The following is a 16853-nucleotide window of genomic DNA, read 5'->3' as shown; positions in this document are numbered from 1 at the left end:
TTGACGTCTGCGCCAGGCCAGCACCCGGCGGCCGAGCCCGGGTTCAGAGCGCAGCAGCGCTTCACCGATCCCGCGGAGACCGTGCCGCCGGAGTGGACCGCACCGACCCCGCCGCACGGCCTGCCGCTGGCGCACATCGTCGCCGAGCTGAACGAGCAGCCGATCTCCGCAACGGAGCCCGTCGCGCCGCCGCCGCACTTCGACCTGTCGACGGTCGCGTTGCTCGGTCAGCCGAAGCGCACGCCGTCGGAGGGCTGGCGGCGCTGGGTGTACTACGCGTCGGGCACGCTGATCAACCTCGGCGAGGGCTCGAAGGCCATCCAGCGCAAGAGCCTGACCGCCCAGGTCGACCGGCCGCTGCGGGGGTGCTACCGGATCGCGTTGTTGTCGCTGAAGGGTGGCGTCGGCAAGACCACCATCACCGCGACGCTCGGTGCCACGTTCGCCTCGATCCGCGGGGACCGGGTGATCGCCGTCGACGCCAATCCCGACCGCGGCACGCTGAGCCAGAAGGTGCCGCTGGAGACACCGTCGACGGTGCGGCACCTGTTGCGCGACGCCGAGGGCATCGACAGCTACAGCGACGTCCGCGGCTACACGTCGCAGGGCCCGAGCCGGCTGGAAGTGCTTGCCTCCGAAAGTGATCCGGCGGTGTCGGAGGCGTTCAGCTCCGATGACTACGCGCGCACGCTCGAAGTGCTGGAGCGCTTCTACAGCCTGGTGCTCACCGACTGCGGCACGGGCATGTTGCACTCGGCCATGTCGGGGGTGCTGAGCAAGGCCGACGTGCTGATCGTGATCAGCTCCGGTTCGGTGGACGGCGCGCGCAGTGCCTCGGCCACGCTGGACTGGCTGGACGCCCACGGCTACCAGCAGTTGGTGCAGAATTCGATCGCGGTGATCAATGCCGTGCGGCCCCGTTCGGGCAAGGTCGACATGACCAAGGTGGAGGACCACTTCTCGCGGCGTTGCCGCGCGGTGCAGCGGGTGCCGTTCGATTCGCATCTGGAGGAGGGCGCCGAGATCAGCCTCGACCGGCTCAAGCCCGAAACCCGCGACGCGCTGATCGAACTCGCGGCGATGGTGGCCAACGGTTTTCCGGGGTCCCGCTAACTCGAGTCAGCGGACGTCGGGGTGGTCCCCGTGACCGAGCCGACGGAGGAAGTCAGGATCGTCGTCGGGCCCGATCGTCCTGCTCTTCGGGCGGTTGGACACGGCCCGCACCAGACGAAACGTGGTGTAGGCCAAACCCGCGAGGACGATGATGAGGAACAAATACTGCACGCAGAAAAACCTCCTTGATCTGAATATACGCGTCATCGGTAGGCTCGAACCGTGTCTGGTACTGATGGCGTCAGCGAAGCGACAGGGGGATCGGGTCCGGCGGGCAGGAGCGAAGCGACCGGGGGATCGGGTCAGCGCATGGCGATCGACGTCGCGGTCTACACGCTGGCTCGCCTGCTGTTGGCGGCGGTGCTGACGGCGCTGATCTTCTTCCTCGCCCATCTCATGGGGATAGCCGAGTTTCCTCTGGTGGTGGCGTTGCTCTTCGCCATCGTGCTGGCCCTGCCGCTGGGCATCTGGGTGTTCGCGCCACTTCGACGACGGGCTACGGCCAGCATCGCCGAGTTCGACGAACGGCGCCGCACCGACCGTGATCAGCTCCGCGCCCGGTTGCGTGGCGACGAGTCTGCACCCGAATGAGCCAGCGGTCCGCGTTCGGCGCCGAGTTCGTCGGTGCCGAAGGATTTCTCAACTCGCCGACCTACGGGCTGCCACCGACGTTCGTGGTCGATGCGTTGCAGGAACACATCGGCGCGTGGCAGGCGGGCACCATGCACGTCCCCGACTTCGACGAGCCGGTGCGCCGTGGCCGCGCAGCGTATGCCGCCTTAGCGGGCGTGCCTGCGGAGTCGGTGGCGATGGGCGGCAGCGTCTCGGCGCTGCTGGGTCTGGTCGCCTCGGCGATTCCCGATGGTGCCAGGGTGGCGACCCTGTCCGGTGAATTCACAAGCACCACGTTTCCGTTCGCCGCGCAGGTGGGTCGCGGCGTGGTGCTCACCGAGCTGACGCCCGACGCCCTTGTCGCGACGGGCGGCGACTACGACGTGGTGCTCGCGAGCCTGGTGCAGTCCGCGAACGGCGCCGTGCTCGACATCGATGCGTTGCGTGCCGGGCTGGCCGGCGCCGACACGCTGACGATCGTCGACGTGACCCAGGCGGTCGGATGGAAGCGACTCGATCTCGGCTGGGTCGACGTCACCGCGGCCGCGGTGTACAAATGGCTGCTCGCGCCGCGTGGTACCGCGTGGATGTCGTTGAGCGACAGGATGTCTGGCTTGATGACGCCGCATGCGGCCAACTGGTACGCCGCCGAGGAGCCATGGTCGACGATCTACGGCCTTCCGCTGCGCTTGGCGCCTGACGCGCGTCGCTTCGACACCTCGCCTGCGTGGTTCGGCGTTCTGGGGTCGGGGCTGACCATGCCGTGGCTGGCGTCGCTGGACTCCAGTGCCGTCGAGTCGCACTGCCTTGGCCTGGCCAACCGGCTGCGGGCCGAACTCGAACTGCCGCGCAGTGTTTCGGCGATCGTGTCGCTGCCGATTGCGGATGCGGCCGACAAGCTGACAAGCGCGGGCATCCGCGCGTCGGTGCGGGCGGGCGCGGTGCGGGTCGGCTTCCACCTCTACAACACCGGCGACGACCTCGACCGGTTGGTGGACGCGCTGCGCTGACCGCGAATGTCGTGTCAACGTTTGTTGACACGGCTCCGGTGTCGAGTTACCTTCAAAGTGTGAGTGATGTTTTCGAGCTGAACCTGGCCGCCAGCGCCGACCCTGCTTCGGGGTTGCGGGCCGTGCAGGCCTTCAAGCGACTTCACGAGCGACTCGAGGCCATCCACGTCGCAAACGCCCGTGAGCAGGGCTGGAGCTGGCAGGCGATCGCCGACGCGCTGGGTACGACCCGCCAAGCGGTGCATCAGAGGCACAACCGGAGGAGTTGAGCATGTTCGAGCGGTTCACCCGAAGCGCCAAGGCCGCGGTCGTGCTGGCCCAGGAATCGGCTGGCGAACTGAACGCGCGGGAGATCGGTCCCGAGCACCTGCTGGTTGGTGCCGTGCAGAGCGCTGGGCACGTGCTGTCTGCAGCGCTCGGTGTCCACGGCCTGACGACGGAAGCCATCCGGGCGCGACTGACCGTCGAGGATGGCGATGAAGAATTCGAAGGCGACGCCGAGGCGCTGCGCGCGGTCGGTATCGACCTGCACGCCATCCGTGATGGCATTGCGCGCAACTTCGGACCCGACGCCTGGGACGACGCGTTCCGCAAGTCCGGTCGCCGCAGGCGCAGGCGCGGGCACATCCCGTTCACCCGGTCGGCCAAGAAGGTTCTCGAGTTGGCGTTGCGAGAAGCGCTGGCGCACAAGGACGGCGCCATCGGCTGCGAGCACATCGTGTTGGGCATCCTGCGCGGCGGCGACAAGTTCACCATGGGCATCATCACCGAGCACGTATCTGCGACGCAGCTGCGCGAGTCCATCGTGGCGCTACTCGACGAGGCCGCGTAGGCGTCAGGCCTAGCTTCACCCTGCGGACTGCCGAAACGCGTGGTCCATGTGTCGCTTGAAGGAATCATCGAAGCGGCGGTAGGCGTTTCGCAGGGTGGCGGCAGGCCAATCCGGGGGGATGAGTGCCGCGGGGAGCAGTGGGTCCAGTTGCAGGTGGCGTACCACGGCGATGGAGAGTGCGAACTGGTATGTGAGAGGAGCGATTTCGTCGGCTTCGGGCCGTACCGTGTCGAGCTCGTCGTTCATCGCGAGGATGAGGCTTCTGGCGTCGTCCGCCCAGCTGTCCAGGGCGAACAGGGACCTGGTGGCGTCGATGGTGATGTCGGAGTCGGCACCGTGAAAGTGAACGCACTGCGCGTCGAGCACGGCCCGTGACGACGGTAGGCGCTGCGGATCGAGGTTGTCAGGGCGGATCCAGACGCCCTCTCTGATCTCGGCGAGGTGCAGTGCGATCGCTGCCCTCCGGAGTTCGAGACGGTCGGCGGCGGGACGGCGTTCCAGTGACACGACCGCGAGCTCCCATGTCCCGTTCCACCGTCCCTCGTCCTCGTGGCGGGCGGCGTCGTCGACGCGGTGACGACGTTCGAGCAGGCGCCCTGTGAGTGCGTAACTTCCGTTGTCGCTGGTGAGTTCGCCGTTGGCCACCATTCGCCACAGGCAGGTGCGCGCGGCGCCAGCACTGATTCCGAACAGTGAAGCCGCGGCGATCAGGCCCGCAACCGGGAGGACGGGCTCGTCGGCGCCCAGCAGCGCGGACGCGAGGACGGAACGCGCGGTGAGCGGGCGGTCTCCGATCAGACCGCGGGAGGGAACACTCATATCACAGATATCTTGACATATGACGACCAGAGCGTGATGCTCAGTTGGTGAGTACGTCAACGCAGACGTCGCTCGCGAGTGATGTCGAGATCGTTCACCGCATCCTCGCGCACATCGACGCGGGCACCACCGACGAGGGCGACGCCTGGCGCGAACCGGTCGAGGCCTATGTCAATCCGGCCCGGTTCGCCGACGAGCTCAGACTGCTCCGTTCCATGCCGAGCGTTTACATTCCGTCTGCCGCGATCCCGAACCCCGGCGACCACGTCGAACGCATCGCGTTCGGCGTGCCGCTGTTCGCCCTGCGCGACACCGACCGTCGAGTGCGCGTGTTCCGCAACGCATGTCGCCACCGAGGCATGGCCATCGTCGACGGCTCGGGCTGCTCGCATGCGCTGGTGTGTCGCTACCACGGCTGGACCTATCGGCTCGACGGTTCGCTCGCACACGTCCCGCACGCCGAAGGATTCCCGGACCTCGACATGTCGTCGCGCGGTCTCGTCGAAGTCGCCAGCCACGAAGTCGACGGACTGGTCGTCATCGATCCACTGGACGCTCGCGACGCCGCCTCTGAGGGGCTGACCGATGGGAGTCCGTGGCGCGACAAGTTATTACCAGCCGAGCGCCTTTTCTACACGCAGTCCACCGTCAGGGCGATGAACTGGAAGGTACTCATCGAGCAATTCCTGGAGGGCTATCACATCCGCTCGACGCACCGTGGCACGTTCTACCCGCTGCAGTACGACGATCTCAACGTCGTCGAGACGTTTGGGCCGAACAGCCGGATCACGTTCCCGTACCGCAACATTGAACGCCTACGGGACCGCCCGGAGTCGACGTGGACGGTCGGCGCGCGCGTGACGTTCGTCTACCACCTGTTCCCGAACGTGATGCTGGCGACGTTCCCGGACCAGGTCCTCGCCGTCGTGATCGACCCGATCGACATCGACCACACCACGGTCACAACCTATGGCATGGCCGGCCCGGGTGTCGTCGCAGAGAGGGCACCGACCGGGGGAGGCCGCGGTCTGCTCGCCGAAGGTGCGCTCGAAGACAACGCCATGTCTGCAGGCGTGCAACAGGGATTCCACGCCGACGCCAATGCGTTCGTGGAGTTCGGCAGACACGAGAGCGCGATCGGGCACTTCCACGCCACGCTCGACGCTCGACTCGGCCGGCTAACCGAACGCTAGCGCCAGCGCCACCGCGACCGACCACACCAGCATCGTCAACCCGGTGTCCCGCAGTACCGGGATCAGGTCCTTGCCCCCGAGTCCGCCGCGCACCGGCCGCGCGGCCCGCACGGCCAAGGGTGCCGCCACGAAACCCACTGCGCACCACGGCGTTGCGAGAATCAGCACCAGCGTCAGGACGAACGCCAGCGCGATCAGCACCTGATACAGCAGGCGGGTGCGGGCATCACCGAGACGCACGGCAAGCGTGATCTTGCCGGATTCCTTGTCGGTCGGGATGTCGCGAAGGTTGTTGGCCACCAACACCGCTGACGACAGTGCACCAGTCGCGACCGCAAGTGCGCCGCCGACCCAGTCGATCCGCATCGCCTGGGTGTACTGCGTGCCGAGCACTGCGACCAGGCCGAAGAACACGAACACCGCGACCTCGCCGAGGCCGGAATAGCCGTACGGTTTGGAGCCGCCGGTGTAGAGCCATGCCCCGGCGATGCACGCGACGCCGATCGCGATCAGCCACGGTTCGGTCAGGATCGCCAGCGCCAGCCCGGCCGTCGCGCCGACGGCCAGGCTCACCACCGCGGCAGTCAGCACGGCACGGGGCGACGCCAGCCGTGAGCCGACCAGCCGCAGCGGACCCGCGCGCACGTCGTCGGTGCCGCGGATGCCGTCGGAGTAGTCGTTGGCGTAGTTCACGCCGACGATCAGTGCCAGGGACACCACCAGCGCCAGCACGGCCTTCCACCACACGGCGGCGTCCAGCCAGGCCGCTGCTCCGGTGCCCGCGATGACGGGGGCGACGGCGTTGGGCAGCGTGCGTGGGCGGGCGCCCTCGACCCATTCGGCGATACTGGCCACGCGTTCATCGTTGCACGCTGCTCAGTGACCGGCGCCGATCAGGCTGGCCCCCAGGTTGATCACGATCGCCAGCACGATTGCGCCAAGCAGGAACGAGAGAAGCGCGTGCCGCAGCGCGGCCATCCGTATTCGCCGGTCGACCAGGTCCGTGTCCGACACCTGGTAGGTCATGCCGAGCGTGAACGCCAGGTAGGCGAAGTCGCCGTAGTCGGGCCGGTAGCCCTCGCTCTCGTGGAAGTCGATGCCGCCTTCGTCGCCGGTGTAGTACAGCCGGGCGTAACTCAGCATGTACACGGTGTGCACCGTGACCCACGCGGCGGCCACGCTCAGCGCCCCGATCACGGCGGCCCAGATGCCGCCCGTCGATTCCGCAGCGAGCAGGTATCCCACTCCGCCCAGGCTTGCCACGCTGGCCAGCAGCACGGTGACGTCGATGATCCACGGCGTCGAGTCGTCTTCGCCGTACCTGGTGGCGTGCCGCGCCGTCTGGACGGCGTCGAGGCGGCCAACGATCAGCCAGGTCCAGATCAGATAGGCGACGGCCCCAACGATCCACCCCGTGGCAGGCGCGAACGGCCATCCGGCCGTCAGTCCGACCACGATCGCGGCTCCCACCCCGAGTGGCACCGCGACGAGGATCCGCAATCCGACCGACGCGTCGGCAGCTCCCATCGCGTGAGTCAAACACAGCGGGCTGTGAGTCGTCGGCACAGACGCGTACCGGACAATGGACGCATGCTCGGAGTCATTGGCGGCAGCGGCTTCTATTCGTTCTTCGGACCCGACGCCCGCAGCGTGAGCCTCGATACCCCGTATGGCGCACCGAGTGCCGCCATCACCGTGGGCACGGTCGGGGAGCACGAGGTGGCCTTCCTGCCGCGTCACGGCGTCGACCACGAGTTCTCGCCGCACACGGTGCCCTACCGCGCCAACATGTGGGCGCTGCGCGCGCTCGGGGTGCGACGCACCTTCGGGCCGTGCGCGGTCGGCAGCCTGACCCCAGAACTGGGGCCTGGCTCGATGGTGGTGCCCGATCAACTCGTCGACCGCACCAGCGCACGGCCGGACACCTACTTCGATGCAGGCGGCATCCACGTCAGTTTCGCCGACCCCTACTGCCCGACGCTTCGGGCCGCGGCCACCGACCTGCCGGGGGTGGTCGACGGCGGCACGATGGTGGTGATCCAGGGTCCGCGGTTCTCCACCCGTGCGGAGAGTCAATGGTTCGCCAGCCAGGGATTCACCTTGGTCAACATGACCGGCTACCCCGAGGCCGTGCTGGCCCGCGAACTCGAGATGTGCTACGCCGCAATCGCATTGGTGACCGACCTGGATGCGGGCATCGAATCGGGCGCGGGCGTGACGGCCGTTGACGTGTTCTCCGAGTTCCAGAAGAACCTGGTGCCGTTCAAGAAGTTGGTGCTCGAGGCGATCGATCAGGTGGACGTCGAACGCACCTGTGAGCACTGCCTGGCGCACAAGGGCGTCACGCTGCCGTTCGAACTGCCGTGAAGGTTCTGGTCACGGGTGCCGCCGGCTTCATCGGGTCGCGGGTGTGCGTGGCGCTGACCGCCGCCGGCCACGACGTCGTCGCCGTCGACGCGATGCTGACCGCCGCGCACGGCACGACGTCCCGACCGCCCGATGGAGTGCTTGAGGTCGACGTGCGGGACGCCAGCGGTCTGGCGTCGCTGCTGCCAGGCATCGACCTGGTGTGCCACCAGGCCGCGGTGGTCGGCGCAGGCGTCGACGCGAGCGACGCTCCGTCGTACGGCAGCCACAACGACTACGGCACCACCGTGCTGCTCGCCGAGATGTTCGCCGCGGGCTGCCGGAGATTGGTGCTGGCGTCATCGATGGTCGTCTACGGCCAGGGCGCCTATGCGTGTCCGGCGCACGGTGCCGTCGACCCGCTGCCGCGCACCACCGTCGACCTCGACGCGGGCGCCTTCGAGCACCGCTGCCCGGTCGGTGGCGAACCGCTGGAGTGGCGGCTGGTCGGCGAGGACGCGCCGCTGCGGCCGCGCAGCCTGTACGCGGCGAGCAAGACCGCGCAAGAGCACTACGCGCTGGCGTGGGCCGAGGCGACGAGCGGCTCGGTGGTGGCGCTGCGCTACCACAACGTCTACGGACCGTTCATGCCGCGCGACACGCCCTACTCGGGTGTTGCGGCGATCTTCCGGTCCGCCATCGAAAGAGGCGAACCGCCAAGGGTTTACGAAGACGGCGGGCAGATGCGTGACTTCGTGCACGTCGACGACGTCGCGGCGGCCAACGTTGCGGCGGCCGCCTCGGACGCAGGTGGGTTCGCGGCGTTCAACGTCTGCTCGGGCCGACCGGTCTCGATCATGGAGGTCGCCACCCGGTTGTGCGAGGTGCGCGAGGGCGCCGCGCCCGTCGTCACCGGCCAGTACCGCAGCGGCGACGTCCGCCACATCGTCGCCGATCCCGCGAAGGCGGCCGACGTGCTGGGATTCCGCGCCGCGGTCGACTGGCGCGACGGACTGGAGGGCTTCGCGTTCGCCCCGCTGCGGGGTTTAGCGTCCTCGACAGATCTGACCTAGTAATACTGGTGGGATGAAACCCGCCATCTGTGAGCAGTTCGGCATCGACTTCCCACTCTTCGCGTTCAGCCATTGTCGCGACGTGGTCGCCGCCGTCACCAATGCCGGTGGCTTCGGGGTGCTCGGCGCCACTGCGTACACCCCGGAGCAGCTCGACCAGGAGCTGTCCTGGATCGACGAGCACGTGCACGGCAAGCCCTACGGCGCCGACATCATCGTGCCCGCCAAGTTCGAGGGCAAGGGCGAGAACCTGTCCCGCGATCAACTGGTGGACCGCATCCCTGCGGAATTCCGGGAGTTCGTTGGCACACTGCTGAGTGAGCACGACATCGAGCCGGACGCGTCGCCGCGGCTCGGTCGTTCATCGCTGACCGGCGACACCGGTCAAGAACTGCTCGACGTGGCGATGAGTCACCCCATCAAACTGATCGCGAACGCACTGGGCGTGCCGCCCGACTACATGATCGAGGCGGGCCGCGAACGCGGCGTCCCCGTCGCCGCACTGGTCGGCGCCAAGGAGCACGCAGTGAAGCAGGTCGCCGCCGGCGTCGATCTGATCGTCGCGCAGGGCACCGAGGCCGGCGGGCACTGCGGCGAGGTGACGACGCTGGTGCTCATCCCCGAAGTGATCGAGGCCATCGACGGCGCGATCCCGGTGCTGGCCGCGGGCGGCATCGTCACGGGCAGGCAGATGGCCGCCGCCGTCGCGATGGGCGCCGACGGCGCATGGACGGGCTCGGTGTGGCTGACCACCGAGGAGGCCGAGACGGCGCCGCATACGGTGCAGAAGTTCTTGGCTGCGACGTCGCGCGACACCATCCGCTCCACGGGCCGGACCGGGAAGCCGGCACGCCAGCTGGTGTCGGACTGGACCAACGCGTGGCAGCCGCACGAGGGCGGCCACAAGACATTGCCGCTGCCGCTGCAGTCGATGCTGGCCGAACCGGTCATCCGCCGCGTCGATGCGCTTGCCACTCAGGGACATCCGGGGGCGCAGGCGTTGGCGACGTACTTCGTCGGTCAGGGCGTCGGGTTGATGAACAAGGTGAAGCCGGCCCGCGACGTCGTACTCGAATTCATCGAGGACTACCTGGCGGCGACGGAGCGGCTCAGCAACTCCCTGCCCGACTGAACGGCTTCGACCCCGCCCGCTACTCCTCGCCGGCCAGCGGCAGCCGCACCTCGAACCGCGCACCGGTCGCGAGGTTGTACGCGGACACCGTGCCGTGGTGGGCATGCACCAGGCCCGCGGCGATCGCCAGGCCCAGCCCCGAACCGCTCGGCAGGGACGAATCGTCGCGAGGCACCCGACCGTTCGACCCGCGGTAGGCGATGTCGAACACCCGGGCCAGATCGGCGTCGTCAATCCCGACGCCGGTGTCGTCGACGCGGGCCCACGCACCGGTCTCGTCGGCTCCGATCGCGAGTTCCACCGAGCCGCCGTCGGGGGTGTGGGCGATCGCATTGGCGACGAGATTGGACAACACCCGCACCAATGCGCGGTCGCTGCCGATCACGCGCACCGGGTTCGGCGGCAGGTGGGCGCGCAGCGCGACTCCCGACCGTTCGGCGGCGATCCGGTGCGCGGCCAGCACGTCGTCGACGACCTCGTCGAGGGCCACCATGTCGAACGCCGGTTGGATGGCGCCCGCATTGATCTTCGACATCTCGAACAGGTCGTCGACCATCTCGGACAGCCGAATGGTCTCCTGCTCGATGTGCTTGGCGTGGTTGCGCACCTCGTCCTGGGCGACCAGGCCGTCACCCATCGCCTCGGCGACCGCGCGGATACCGGCAAGCGGCGTGCGCAGGTCGTGGCTGACGAATGCGACGAGCCGCCGCCGCGACAGTTCCGCGGCCTGCTCGGACTCGCGGATGTCCTGCTCCCACACGGTGCGGCGGGCCTGGTAGCGGGCCAGCATCACCGCGGCAGGGATGGTCACCACCGACACGATGACGAGCACCACGATGATGGCGTCGAATCGCGACGTGAACATGAATCCGCTGGCGCCGAGCACGCCGGTGAAGGTGGCCACCGTGGGGATCAGCACGAGCACCACCATGCTGACCGTCAAGGACCACGACCGCGCAAGGACGATCAGGATCGCGCCGGCGAGCACCACGGGCAGCGAGCACGCCAACGCCAGACCGATGATCTCCCACAGGTCATCCGCCGGCATTCGACGTCTCGCTCCACATGTAACCGCGGCCCCACACCGTCTCCACCCGATGCTCGTCGCCGAGCTTGGACCGCAGTCGTTTCACGTGCACGGTCACGGTCGACAGATCGCCGAAGTCCCACTGCCACACCTGTTTCAGAAGTTCCTCTCTGCTGAACACGACGCCGCGATGGGTGAGGAGGAACAGCAGCAGATCGAACTCGCGGTTCGTCAGGCTGACGGGCCCGCCGTTGACGGTCACCGAACGCGCGGCCGCCGACACCGTCAGCCCGTCGCACGAGACCACGATCTGCGCGTCCCCCGGCGACGGATTGCGCCGCAGCACCGACCGGACCCGCAGGGCCAGCTCGCGGGGACTGAACGGTTTGGTCAGGTAGTCGTCGGCGCCGGCTTCGAGCCCGGCGATCCGGTCGCCCTCCTCGCCGAGTGCGGTCAGCAGGATCACCGGCAGGGCGTAGCCACCGCGCTCGCGCAACATCCGGCAGAGCGTCAGCCCGTTTCGTCCGGGCATCATCACGTCGAGGACGGCGACGTCGATCCGCTCCGTAGTCAGCAGCCGAAGGGCCTCGTTGCCGTCCCGCGCGACGAGGACGTCGAGGCCGTCGCGTTCGAGGTATCGGCGCACCACGTCACGGACGACGGTGTCGTCGTCGGCGATCAGGACGCACGTCATCGATGCCACACTATCGTCGTAGTTCGGCAACCTGCGCCGATGTCACCGATTGGTCAGGTTTCTGCATGATTTCGAGCTCCCAATCTGGTTAATCTCGGTCCCGTGAGTGGTTGTTGTCGGGTCACGGTGGTGCTGCCCTGTCTGAACGAGGCCGTGTCACTGCCTGGAGTGCTGGCCGACATGCCGGCGGGCTACCTGCCCCTGGTGGTCGACAACAACAGCACCGACCGCACGGCCGACGTGGCCCGGCGGTTGGGTGCGCAGGTCGTCGCCGAGACCCAGCCCGGATACGGCGCCGCGGTGCACGCAGGGATCGTGGCGGCGTCGACGCCGGTCGTGGCGGTGCTCGACGGTGACGGGTCGATGGACCCCCGGGATCTGCCGCGCCTCGTCGCGGAGCTCGATCGCGGCGCCGACATGGCCGTCGGCCGCCGCAGGCCGGCGCCTGGGGTGCGCTGGCCGTGGCACGCGCGGCTCGGCAACGCGGCGGTGTGCTGGCGGTTGCGCAGCCGCCACGGTCTCGACGTGCACGACATCGCGCCCATACGGGTCGCCCGGCGTGACGCCGTGCTGGCGCTCGGCGTGACCGACCGTCGCTCCGGGTATCCGCTGGAGCTGCTCGTCCGCGCCGCGGCTGCGGATTGGCGGGTGGTCGAGCTCGACGTCGCGTACGGACCGCGCACCGGGGGCAAGTCCAAGGTGAGCGGTTCCGTGCGGGGCAGTTTCATTGCGGCACTGGACTTCTGGCGGGCGATCTCGTGATCCCGGTGGCGGTGTTGGTGGTGGCGAAGGCTCCCGTGCCGGGGCTGGCGAAGACGCGCCTCGCGGCAACCGTCGGCGACGCGGCGGCCGCCGACTTCGCCGCCGCTGCGCTGTTGGACACCTTGGACGCCGTCGCGGATGCACCCGTGGCGGCGCGCATCGTCGCGCTGACCGGAGACCTCGCCGCCGCCAGCCGAAACGCCGAGATCGAGAGTCGGCTGACCGCCTTCATGGTGATCGGGCAGCGCGGCACGAGTTTCGCCGACCGGCTGGCCAACGCCCACGCCGACGCTTCGAGCGCCGCGGGCGGACTGCCGGTCCTGCAGATCGGCATGGACACCCCACAGGTGACGGCCGATCTTCTGGCCGAGTGCGCCAACACGCTGTGCGGTGTCGACGCCGTGCTTGGGATGGCGCACGACGGCGGCTGGTGGGTACTGGGCGTGACCGATCCGGCGATGGCGGAATGCCTGCGTGAGGTACCGATGTCGCAACCGGACACCGGCGCTGTAACGCTTCGCGCGCTCGGCGACACGGGGGTAGACGTGCGGCTGGTTTCCGAGCTGGCCGACGTGGACACCATCGACGACATCGACGTCGTCGGCCGGGCGTGCCCGCCCGGTAGTCGATTTCATCAGCTCACCGTGGACGAAGGAGCATGACGTGCTGGGAAATCTCTACGACCGGGCGCTGACCGGCGAGCGATGTTGGATCCGCCACCAGGACGGCAGCGTGCACGGCCTCCCGGTGCACAGCTGGCTCGGGCGACTGCGATCCGAGCACGCCTTCGAGCAGACGCTGGTCGGGCTGTGCGACGGTCCCACCATCGATCTCGGATGTGGCCCTGGACGTCTGGTCGCCAACCTGGTTGCGCGGGGGGTGCCAGCACTCGGCATCGACCAGTCGGCCACCGCGGTGGATCTCGCCAGGCGCAGCGGGGCGCCTGCGTTGCGACGCGACTTCTTCGGTCCGTTGCCTGGTGCAGGCCGATGGTCCACGGTGCTGCTCGCCGACGGGAACGTAGGGATCGGAGGTGATCCGTGGCGCGTGCTGCTCCGAGCGGCCGAGCTGTTGTGCCGCGGCGGCCAATGCATCATCGAATTCGACTGTGCCACGACGGGTGTGCAGGAGCGGTGGGTGCGGCTGGAGTCGGCGCAGACGATCGGGCCGTGGTTCCGGTGGGCATCGGTCGGCATCGACGGTGCCCGCCAGCTGGCCGGTGACGTCGGACTGACCATCACGACCATGCGCATGATTGGGGACCGGGCACTAGCAACCCTGGCCGTGGTATGAAGACCTCATCGCTGCGCGGCACGGCGGTCACGGCGCGGGTGGGTCTTGCCCTCGGCGTCGCCGTCGCCGTGTGCTTCCTGACCGGCCTGATCAGCCACTTCATTCAGCATCCGCAGCCGTGGTTCTTCTGGCCCACCCGCCCGGTCTGGCTGTACCGGCTGACCCAGGGACTGCACGTGATCTCCGGGATCGCGGCCATACCGCTGCTGGTCGTCAAGCTGTGGTCGGTGTGGCCCAAGCTGTTCGAACGGCCGATCCTCGGCGGCCCGGTCCGGCAACTCGAGCGGCTCTCGATCCTGGTGCTCGTCGCGTCGATGCTCTTCCAACTCAGCACCGGGCTGCTCAACACGGCGCAGTGGTACGTATTCCAATTCTTCTTCACCACTGCCCATTACGCGATGGCCTGGGTTGCGTTCGGGGCGGTCGTCGTGCACATCGGGGTGAAGCTGCCGGTGATCCGGCGTGCGCTCGGCGAACCGCTCGACGACGCAGCCGCAGGAGGATCCGTCGGTCCGAGTCGGCGCTCGGTACTCGTCGGCACGGGCCTTGCGGTCGCGCTGGCAACGGTCGTCACCGCCGGGCAGACGGTTCCCTGGCTGCGCAAACTCTCGGTGCTGGCGCCGCGTTCCGGTGAAGGGCCGCAAGGAGTTCCGGTGAACCGATCGGCGATCGCGGCAGGCGTGATCCGCAGGGCGAAATCCCCGGACTACCGGCTCACCGTCACCCACGGGTCGACGACGCGTGCGTTCACCATCGCCGACCTCGCGGCCATGCCGCAAGTGACCCACCAACTGCCCATCGCGTGCGTTGAGGGATGGAGCGCCAACGCCGAGTGGACCGGCGTGCTTCTCGCCGACCTCGTCGCCGCCGTCGGCGCATCGCCAGACTCGGACGTGCGGATGATCTCGCTGGAACCGCCGGGTCCGTACTCGCGCACCGTGCTGCCCGCCCGGCACGCCCGCGATTCGCAGACCCTGATCGCTCTGAAGCTCAACGGCGAAGTGCTCGACCTGGACCACGGGTACCCGTGCCGCCTCATCGCACCGTCGAGACCCGGTGTGTTGCAAACGAAGTGGCTGGCACGGATCGAGGTGGTGCCGGCATGACCGCCGCGCACGACGAGGACGATGGCGGCGACGCGACGCCGTTCCTGCAGTCCGGACACGGGCTGATGGTCGTCAGGATCCTGCTATTGGTGACAGGACTCGCGGCAGGCCTGTACGGCGCCTGGCTGCTGTGGGAGTTTCCCGTCGTGATCATCGTGCGCATCGCGGTGTGGGCCGGTGTCGGGCTGGCGGTGCACGACTTCGTGTTCGCACCGTTGTGCGTCGTCCTTGGGTTCACGGGCCGGCGTCTCATCCGCGGGCGTTGGTGGAAACCGGTGACGGTGGCGGGGCTGTGCACCGTGGTGCTGGGGTTGCTCGCCATCCCGGTGTTCGCCAAGCCGGGTCTGCGGCCCGACAACATGACGGTGCTCGACCGCGATTACCCACTGGGATTGTGGGTTTCGATCGCGGTCGTGTGGGCGTGCGTGCCGATCTACTACCTGATCGCTCGGCGGCTACCAGTTCGTCAGGATGAAGCTGTTGAGCGCGAGGGCGCCGACGACGTTGAGGGCCAGCCACCACCGGTGTGACCGCGGCGGCAGCAGTGCCGGTGCGGCGGTCAGCCAGATCATGAACGGCAGCCAGATCCGTTCGGTCTCGGCCTTGCTCAGCATGGACATGTCCGCGCAGAGGATCGCCAGCAGTGCGGCCAGCACCACCAGGTGCAGCCCTGAGCGGCGCTTGATCGCCGCAAGGTCGAAGGCCCGTGCGACGCCGGCCACGCTGCCAAGACCGATGGCGCACACCACCGAAGCCAGGTTCGCCCACGACCAGTACTGGAACGGGCGGTTGAGCGCGATGCCCTGCCAATAGCGTTGCTGTACAAGGGTGTAGCCGTCGAACCACCAGAATCCGGCGGCGGCGAACACCGCGACCACGGCGAGCGCAACGAGTACGGCGGGGATCAGCGCCCGTAGAGCCGAGCGGAGGTCCTTGGCGGCGATCAGGACCGCGACGGCGGGAAGCGCGATGAGGCCAAGCCCGTAGTTGAGGAAGATCGCCCAGCCCAGCGCAAGGCCGGCACCGGCGCCCGCCAGCAGTGAGAGGCGCGTCGTGCCGCGCACCGCCACCGCAAGCAGCGCGATGCCCCATGCCGCGACGCCCGCGAAGTAGCCGTCGGCCGACACCGCGATCCAGATGGCGGTCGGCGCGACCGCAACGAACGGGGCGGCCAGTCGCGCCGTCGCCTCGTCGGCCAGCGCCCGCACCGCGACGACGATGGCCGCCGCGGCGCTGGAGCCCACCAGCAGGACCAGCAGCGCCGCCCAGGCCCCGCCGCCGAGCCCGATGCGGTCCAGCCAGACGAACGTCAGCAGGGCGCCCGGTGGGTGGCCCGAGACGTGGGTGATCCACGAATTGGGTTGGAAGTCGAGGATCCTGCTCGCGAACGTCCGGAGGGCTTCGGGGATGTCGGTGACGGTCGGTACCTGCCGCAGGTACTCGTGGCGCGCCGTCAGCCGGCCCGCGAAACCGCGCTGCCAGCCGTCGATCATCGCCAGCGAGAACGCCCACCCGCACGCCGTCGCCCACGTCACCCACGGCAAGACCCGCCACGGCAGGCGCTGCGCTACGGACTGGCCGACCAGCACGGCGGCGACGCCGATGACGATCGCCGGAACCGTGCCCCATCCGACATGGGCATTCCACCAGCCGAATATCGGCGCGGTCTGGGCGAAGTCGCGGATCTGTTGGGCGGTGCTGTTGATCAGCGGCGTCACGATGCCGAGGTGCAGGTGCGGCACCACGAACGCCGCGACCACCAGTACGGCCGCCAGTGCGACGGCGACGATCTCGCGGGCGTAGCGGCGGCCGGTGGACGTCACGCCTATCCACACTATTGC

General features: G+C 68.6%; 21 protein-coding genes. 14 read left to right on the top strand and 7 right to left on the bottom strand.

Translation table 11 applies throughout. From position 1 onward, the window contains the following. A complete protein-coding gene (locus HNP02_RS08025) occupies positions 1 to 1113 on the top strand; it encodes a MinD/ParA family protein (RefSeq protein WP_255506321.1) in 1113 nt (370 codons plus the stop codon). Positions 1114 to 1119: 6 nt separating this feature from the next. Here the strand turns inward: HNP02_RS08025 and HNP02_RS08020 are convergent, their stop codons facing one another. Next, the gene (locus tag HNP02_RS08020) at positions 1120 to 1284 is read right to left on the bottom strand and encodes a hypothetical protein (protein ID WP_184436970.1); all 165 of its coding nucleotides are present in this window, start codon (positions 1282 to 1284) and stop codon (positions 1120 to 1122) included. A 138-nt stretch (positions 1285 to 1422) separates the two neighbouring features. On the opposite strand from HNP02_RS08020, the gene HNP02_RS08015 reads away from it, so the two are divergent. The 4 genes from HNP02_RS08015 to HNP02_RS08000 are packed head-to-tail and all read left to right on the top strand — an operon-like array spanning position 1423 to position 3567. Continuing rightward, positions 1423 to 1704, top strand: coding sequence for a DUF4229 domain-containing protein (locus tag HNP02_RS08015; RefSeq protein ID WP_184437731.1), 282 nt, complete (start codon positions 1423 to 1425; stop codon positions 1702 to 1704). Then, the gene (locus HNP02_RS08010; RefSeq protein WP_184436968.1) at positions 1701 to 2735 is read left to right on the top strand and encodes an aminotransferase class V-fold PLP-dependent enzyme; all 1035 of its coding nucleotides are present in this window, start codon (positions 1701 to 1703) and stop codon (positions 2733 to 2735) included. Before HNP02_RS08015 ends, HNP02_RS08010 begins: the two co-directional genes overlap by 4 nt. 59 nt (positions 2736 to 2794) lie before the next feature. Further along, positions 2795 to 3004, top strand: a complete 210-nt coding sequence (locus HNP02_RS08005; protein WP_184436966.1) for a helix-turn-helix domain-containing protein — start codon at positions 2795 to 2797, stop codon at positions 3002 to 3004. A 2-nt stretch (positions 3005 to 3006) separates the two neighbouring features. Beyond that, the gene (locus tag HNP02_RS08000) at positions 3007 to 3567 is read left to right on the top strand and encodes a Clp protease N-terminal domain-containing protein (RefSeq protein WP_184436964.1); all 561 of its coding nucleotides are present in this window, start codon (positions 3007 to 3009) and stop codon (positions 3565 to 3567) included. A 15-nt stretch (positions 3568 to 3582) separates the two neighbouring features. Here the strand turns inward: HNP02_RS08000 and HNP02_RS07995 are convergent, their stop codons facing one another. Then, on the bottom strand, positions 3583 to 4386 hold the full coding sequence (locus HNP02_RS07995; protein WP_184436962.1) for a PaaX family transcriptional regulator C-terminal domain-containing protein: 804 nt from the start codon (positions 4384 to 4386) through the stop codon (positions 3583 to 3585). A gap of 47 nt (positions 4387 to 4433) precedes the next feature. On the opposite strand from HNP02_RS07995, the gene HNP02_RS07990 reads away from it, so the two are divergent. Continuing rightward, positions 4434 to 5579, top strand: coding sequence for an SRPBCC family protein (locus tag HNP02_RS07990; protein ID WP_184436960.1), 1146 nt, complete (start codon positions 4434 to 4436; stop codon positions 5577 to 5579). On the opposite strand, the gene HNP02_RS07985 is transcribed toward HNP02_RS07990, so the two are convergent. Both HNP02_RS07985 and HNP02_RS07980 read right to left on the bottom strand, forming a co-directional pair. Then, positions 5565 to 6434, bottom strand: a complete 870-nt coding sequence (locus tag HNP02_RS07985; protein WP_184436958.1) for a 1,4-dihydroxy-2-naphthoate polyprenyltransferase — start codon at positions 6432 to 6434, stop codon at positions 5565 to 5567. The two genes, HNP02_RS07990 and HNP02_RS07985, sit on opposite strands and share 15 nt — an antisense overlap. Positions 6435 to 6455: 21 nt before the next feature. After that, positions 6456 to 7106, bottom strand: a complete 651-nt coding sequence (locus HNP02_RS07980) for a DUF1345 domain-containing protein (protein WP_184436956.1) — start codon at positions 7104 to 7106, stop codon at positions 6456 to 6458. Positions 7107 to 7169: 63 nt separating this feature from the next. Here HNP02_RS07980 and HNP02_RS07975 point away from each other — a divergent pair, with 63 nt between their 5' ends. The 3 genes from HNP02_RS07975 to HNP02_RS07965 are packed head-to-tail and all read left to right on the top strand — an operon-like array spanning position 7170 to position 10130. Beyond that, complete coding sequence (locus tag HNP02_RS07975; protein ID WP_184436954.1) at positions 7170 to 7946, top strand: S-methyl-5'-thioadenosine phosphorylase; 777 nt, start codon at positions 7170 to 7172, stop codon at positions 7944 to 7946. Next, positions 7943 to 8998 (top strand): NAD-dependent epimerase/dehydratase family protein, encoded by a 1056-nt coding sequence (locus tag HNP02_RS07970; RefSeq protein ID WP_184436952.1) that lies wholly within the window; start codon positions 7943 to 7945, stop codon positions 8996 to 8998. The genes HNP02_RS07975 and HNP02_RS07970 overlap by 4 nt, the downstream gene beginning before the upstream one ends. Positions 8999 to 9011: 13 nt before the next feature. Continuing rightward, entirely contained in the window at positions 9012 to 10130 is a 1119-nt protein-coding gene (locus HNP02_RS07965; RefSeq protein WP_184436950.1) for a nitronate monooxygenase, read from the top strand. A 19-nt stretch (positions 10131 to 10149) separates the two neighbouring features. Here the strand turns inward: HNP02_RS07965 and HNP02_RS07960 are convergent, their stop codons facing one another. Together HNP02_RS07960 and HNP02_RS07955 are read right to left on the bottom strand one after the other, a co-directional pair. Then, positions 10150 to 11178: a cell wall metabolism sensor histidine kinase WalK gene (locus tag HNP02_RS07960; protein ID WP_184436948.1), complete on the bottom strand. Its 1029-nt coding sequence runs from the start codon at positions 11176 to 11178 to the stop codon at positions 10150 to 10152. Beyond that, positions 11165 to 11851 carry a response regulator transcription factor gene (locus tag HNP02_RS07955; RefSeq protein ID WP_184436946.1) on the bottom strand — a complete coding sequence of 229 codons (687 nt, stop codon included), beginning with the start codon at positions 11849 to 11851 and terminating at the stop codon, positions 11165 to 11167. Before HNP02_RS07955 ends, HNP02_RS07960 begins: the two co-directional genes overlap by 14 nt. A gap of 102 nt (positions 11852 to 11953) precedes the next feature. Here HNP02_RS07955 and HNP02_RS07950 point away from each other — a divergent pair, with 102 nt between their 5' ends. The 5 genes from HNP02_RS07950 to HNP02_RS07930 are packed head-to-tail and all read left to right on the top strand — an operon-like array spanning position 11954 to position 15542. Continuing rightward, entirely contained in the window at positions 11954 to 12613 is a 660-nt protein-coding gene (locus HNP02_RS07950) for a glycosyltransferase family 2 protein (RefSeq protein ID WP_184436944.1), read from the top strand. After that, a complete protein-coding gene (locus HNP02_RS07945) occupies positions 12610 to 13275 on the top strand; it encodes a DUF2064 domain-containing protein (protein ID WP_184436942.1) in 666 nt (221 codons plus the stop codon). Before HNP02_RS07950 ends, HNP02_RS07945 begins: the two co-directional genes overlap by 4 nt. 1 nt (position 13276) lies before the next feature. Next, positions 13277 to 13906, top strand: a complete 630-nt coding sequence (locus HNP02_RS07940) for a class I SAM-dependent methyltransferase (protein ID WP_184436940.1) — start codon at positions 13277 to 13279, stop codon at positions 13904 to 13906. Further along, positions 13903 to 15012: a molybdopterin-dependent oxidoreductase gene (locus HNP02_RS07935; protein WP_184436938.1), complete on the top strand. Its 1110-nt coding sequence runs from the start codon at positions 13903 to 13905 to the stop codon at positions 15010 to 15012. Before HNP02_RS07940 ends, HNP02_RS07935 begins: the two co-directional genes overlap by 4 nt. Next, positions 15009 to 15542: a hypothetical protein gene (locus tag HNP02_RS07930; RefSeq protein WP_309241469.1), complete on the top strand. Its 534-nt coding sequence runs from the start codon at positions 15009 to 15011 to the stop codon at positions 15540 to 15542. Before HNP02_RS07935 ends, HNP02_RS07930 begins: the two co-directional genes overlap by 4 nt. Here HNP02_RS07930 and HNP02_RS07925 read toward each other — a convergent pair. After that, positions 15468 to 16835, bottom strand: coding sequence for a hypothetical protein (locus HNP02_RS07925; protein WP_184436936.1), 1368 nt, complete (start codon positions 16833 to 16835; stop codon positions 15468 to 15470). The two genes, HNP02_RS07930 and HNP02_RS07925, sit on opposite strands and share 75 nt — an antisense overlap. Between the last annotated feature and the right edge of the window lie 18 nt (positions 16836 to 16853).

It is taken from the genome of Mycobacterium sp. AZCC_0083, from assembly GCF_014202335.1.
Lineage (GTDB): Bacteria > Actinomycetota > Actinomycetes > Mycobacteriales > Mycobacteriaceae > Mycobacterium.
Note: the sequence above shows the minus strand (reverse complement) of the source record. Positions and strands in the feature narration are given on the sequence as shown.

Coding starts and splice junctions, on each gene's coding strand:
- HNP02_RS08000 (WP_184436964.1), top strand. CDS start 3,007: ATGTTCGAGCGGTTCACCCGAAGCGCCAAGGCCGCGGTCGTGCTGGCC.
- HNP02_RS08015 (WP_184437731.1), top strand. CDS start 1,423: ATGGCGATCGACGTCGCGGTCTACACGCTGGCTCGCCTGCTGTTGGCG.
- HNP02_RS07955 (WP_184436946.1), bottom strand. CDS start 11,851: ATGACGTGCGTCCTGATCGCCGACGACGACACCGTCGTCCGTGACGTG.
- HNP02_RS07995 (WP_184436962.1), bottom strand. CDS start 4,386: ATGAGTGTTCCCTCCCGCGGTCTGATCGGAGACCGCCCGCTCACCGCG.
- HNP02_RS08010 (WP_184436968.1), top strand. CDS start 1,701: ATGAGCCAGCGGTCCGCGTTCGGCGCCGAGTTCGTCGGTGCCGAAGGA.
- HNP02_RS07960 (WP_184436948.1), bottom strand. CDS start 11,178: ATGCCGGCGGATGACCTGTGGGAGATCATCGGTCTGGCGTTGGCGTGC.
- HNP02_RS07975 (WP_184436954.1), top strand. CDS start 7,170: ATGCTCGGAGTCATTGGCGGCAGCGGCTTCTATTCGTTCTTCGGACCC.
- HNP02_RS07980 (WP_184436956.1), bottom strand. CDS start 7,106: ATGGGAGCTGCCGACGCGTCGGTCGGATTGCGGATCCTCGTCGCGGTG.
- HNP02_RS07935 (WP_184436938.1), top strand. CDS start 13,903: ATGAAGACCTCATCGCTGCGCGGCACGGCGGTCACGGCGCGGGTGGGT.
- HNP02_RS07930 (WP_309241469.1), top strand. CDS start 15,009: ATGACCGCCGCGCACGACGAGGACGATGGCGGCGACGCGACGCCGTTC.
- HNP02_RS07965 (WP_184436950.1), top strand. CDS start 9,012: ATGAAACCCGCCATCTGTGAGCAGTTCGGCATCGACTTCCCACTCTTC.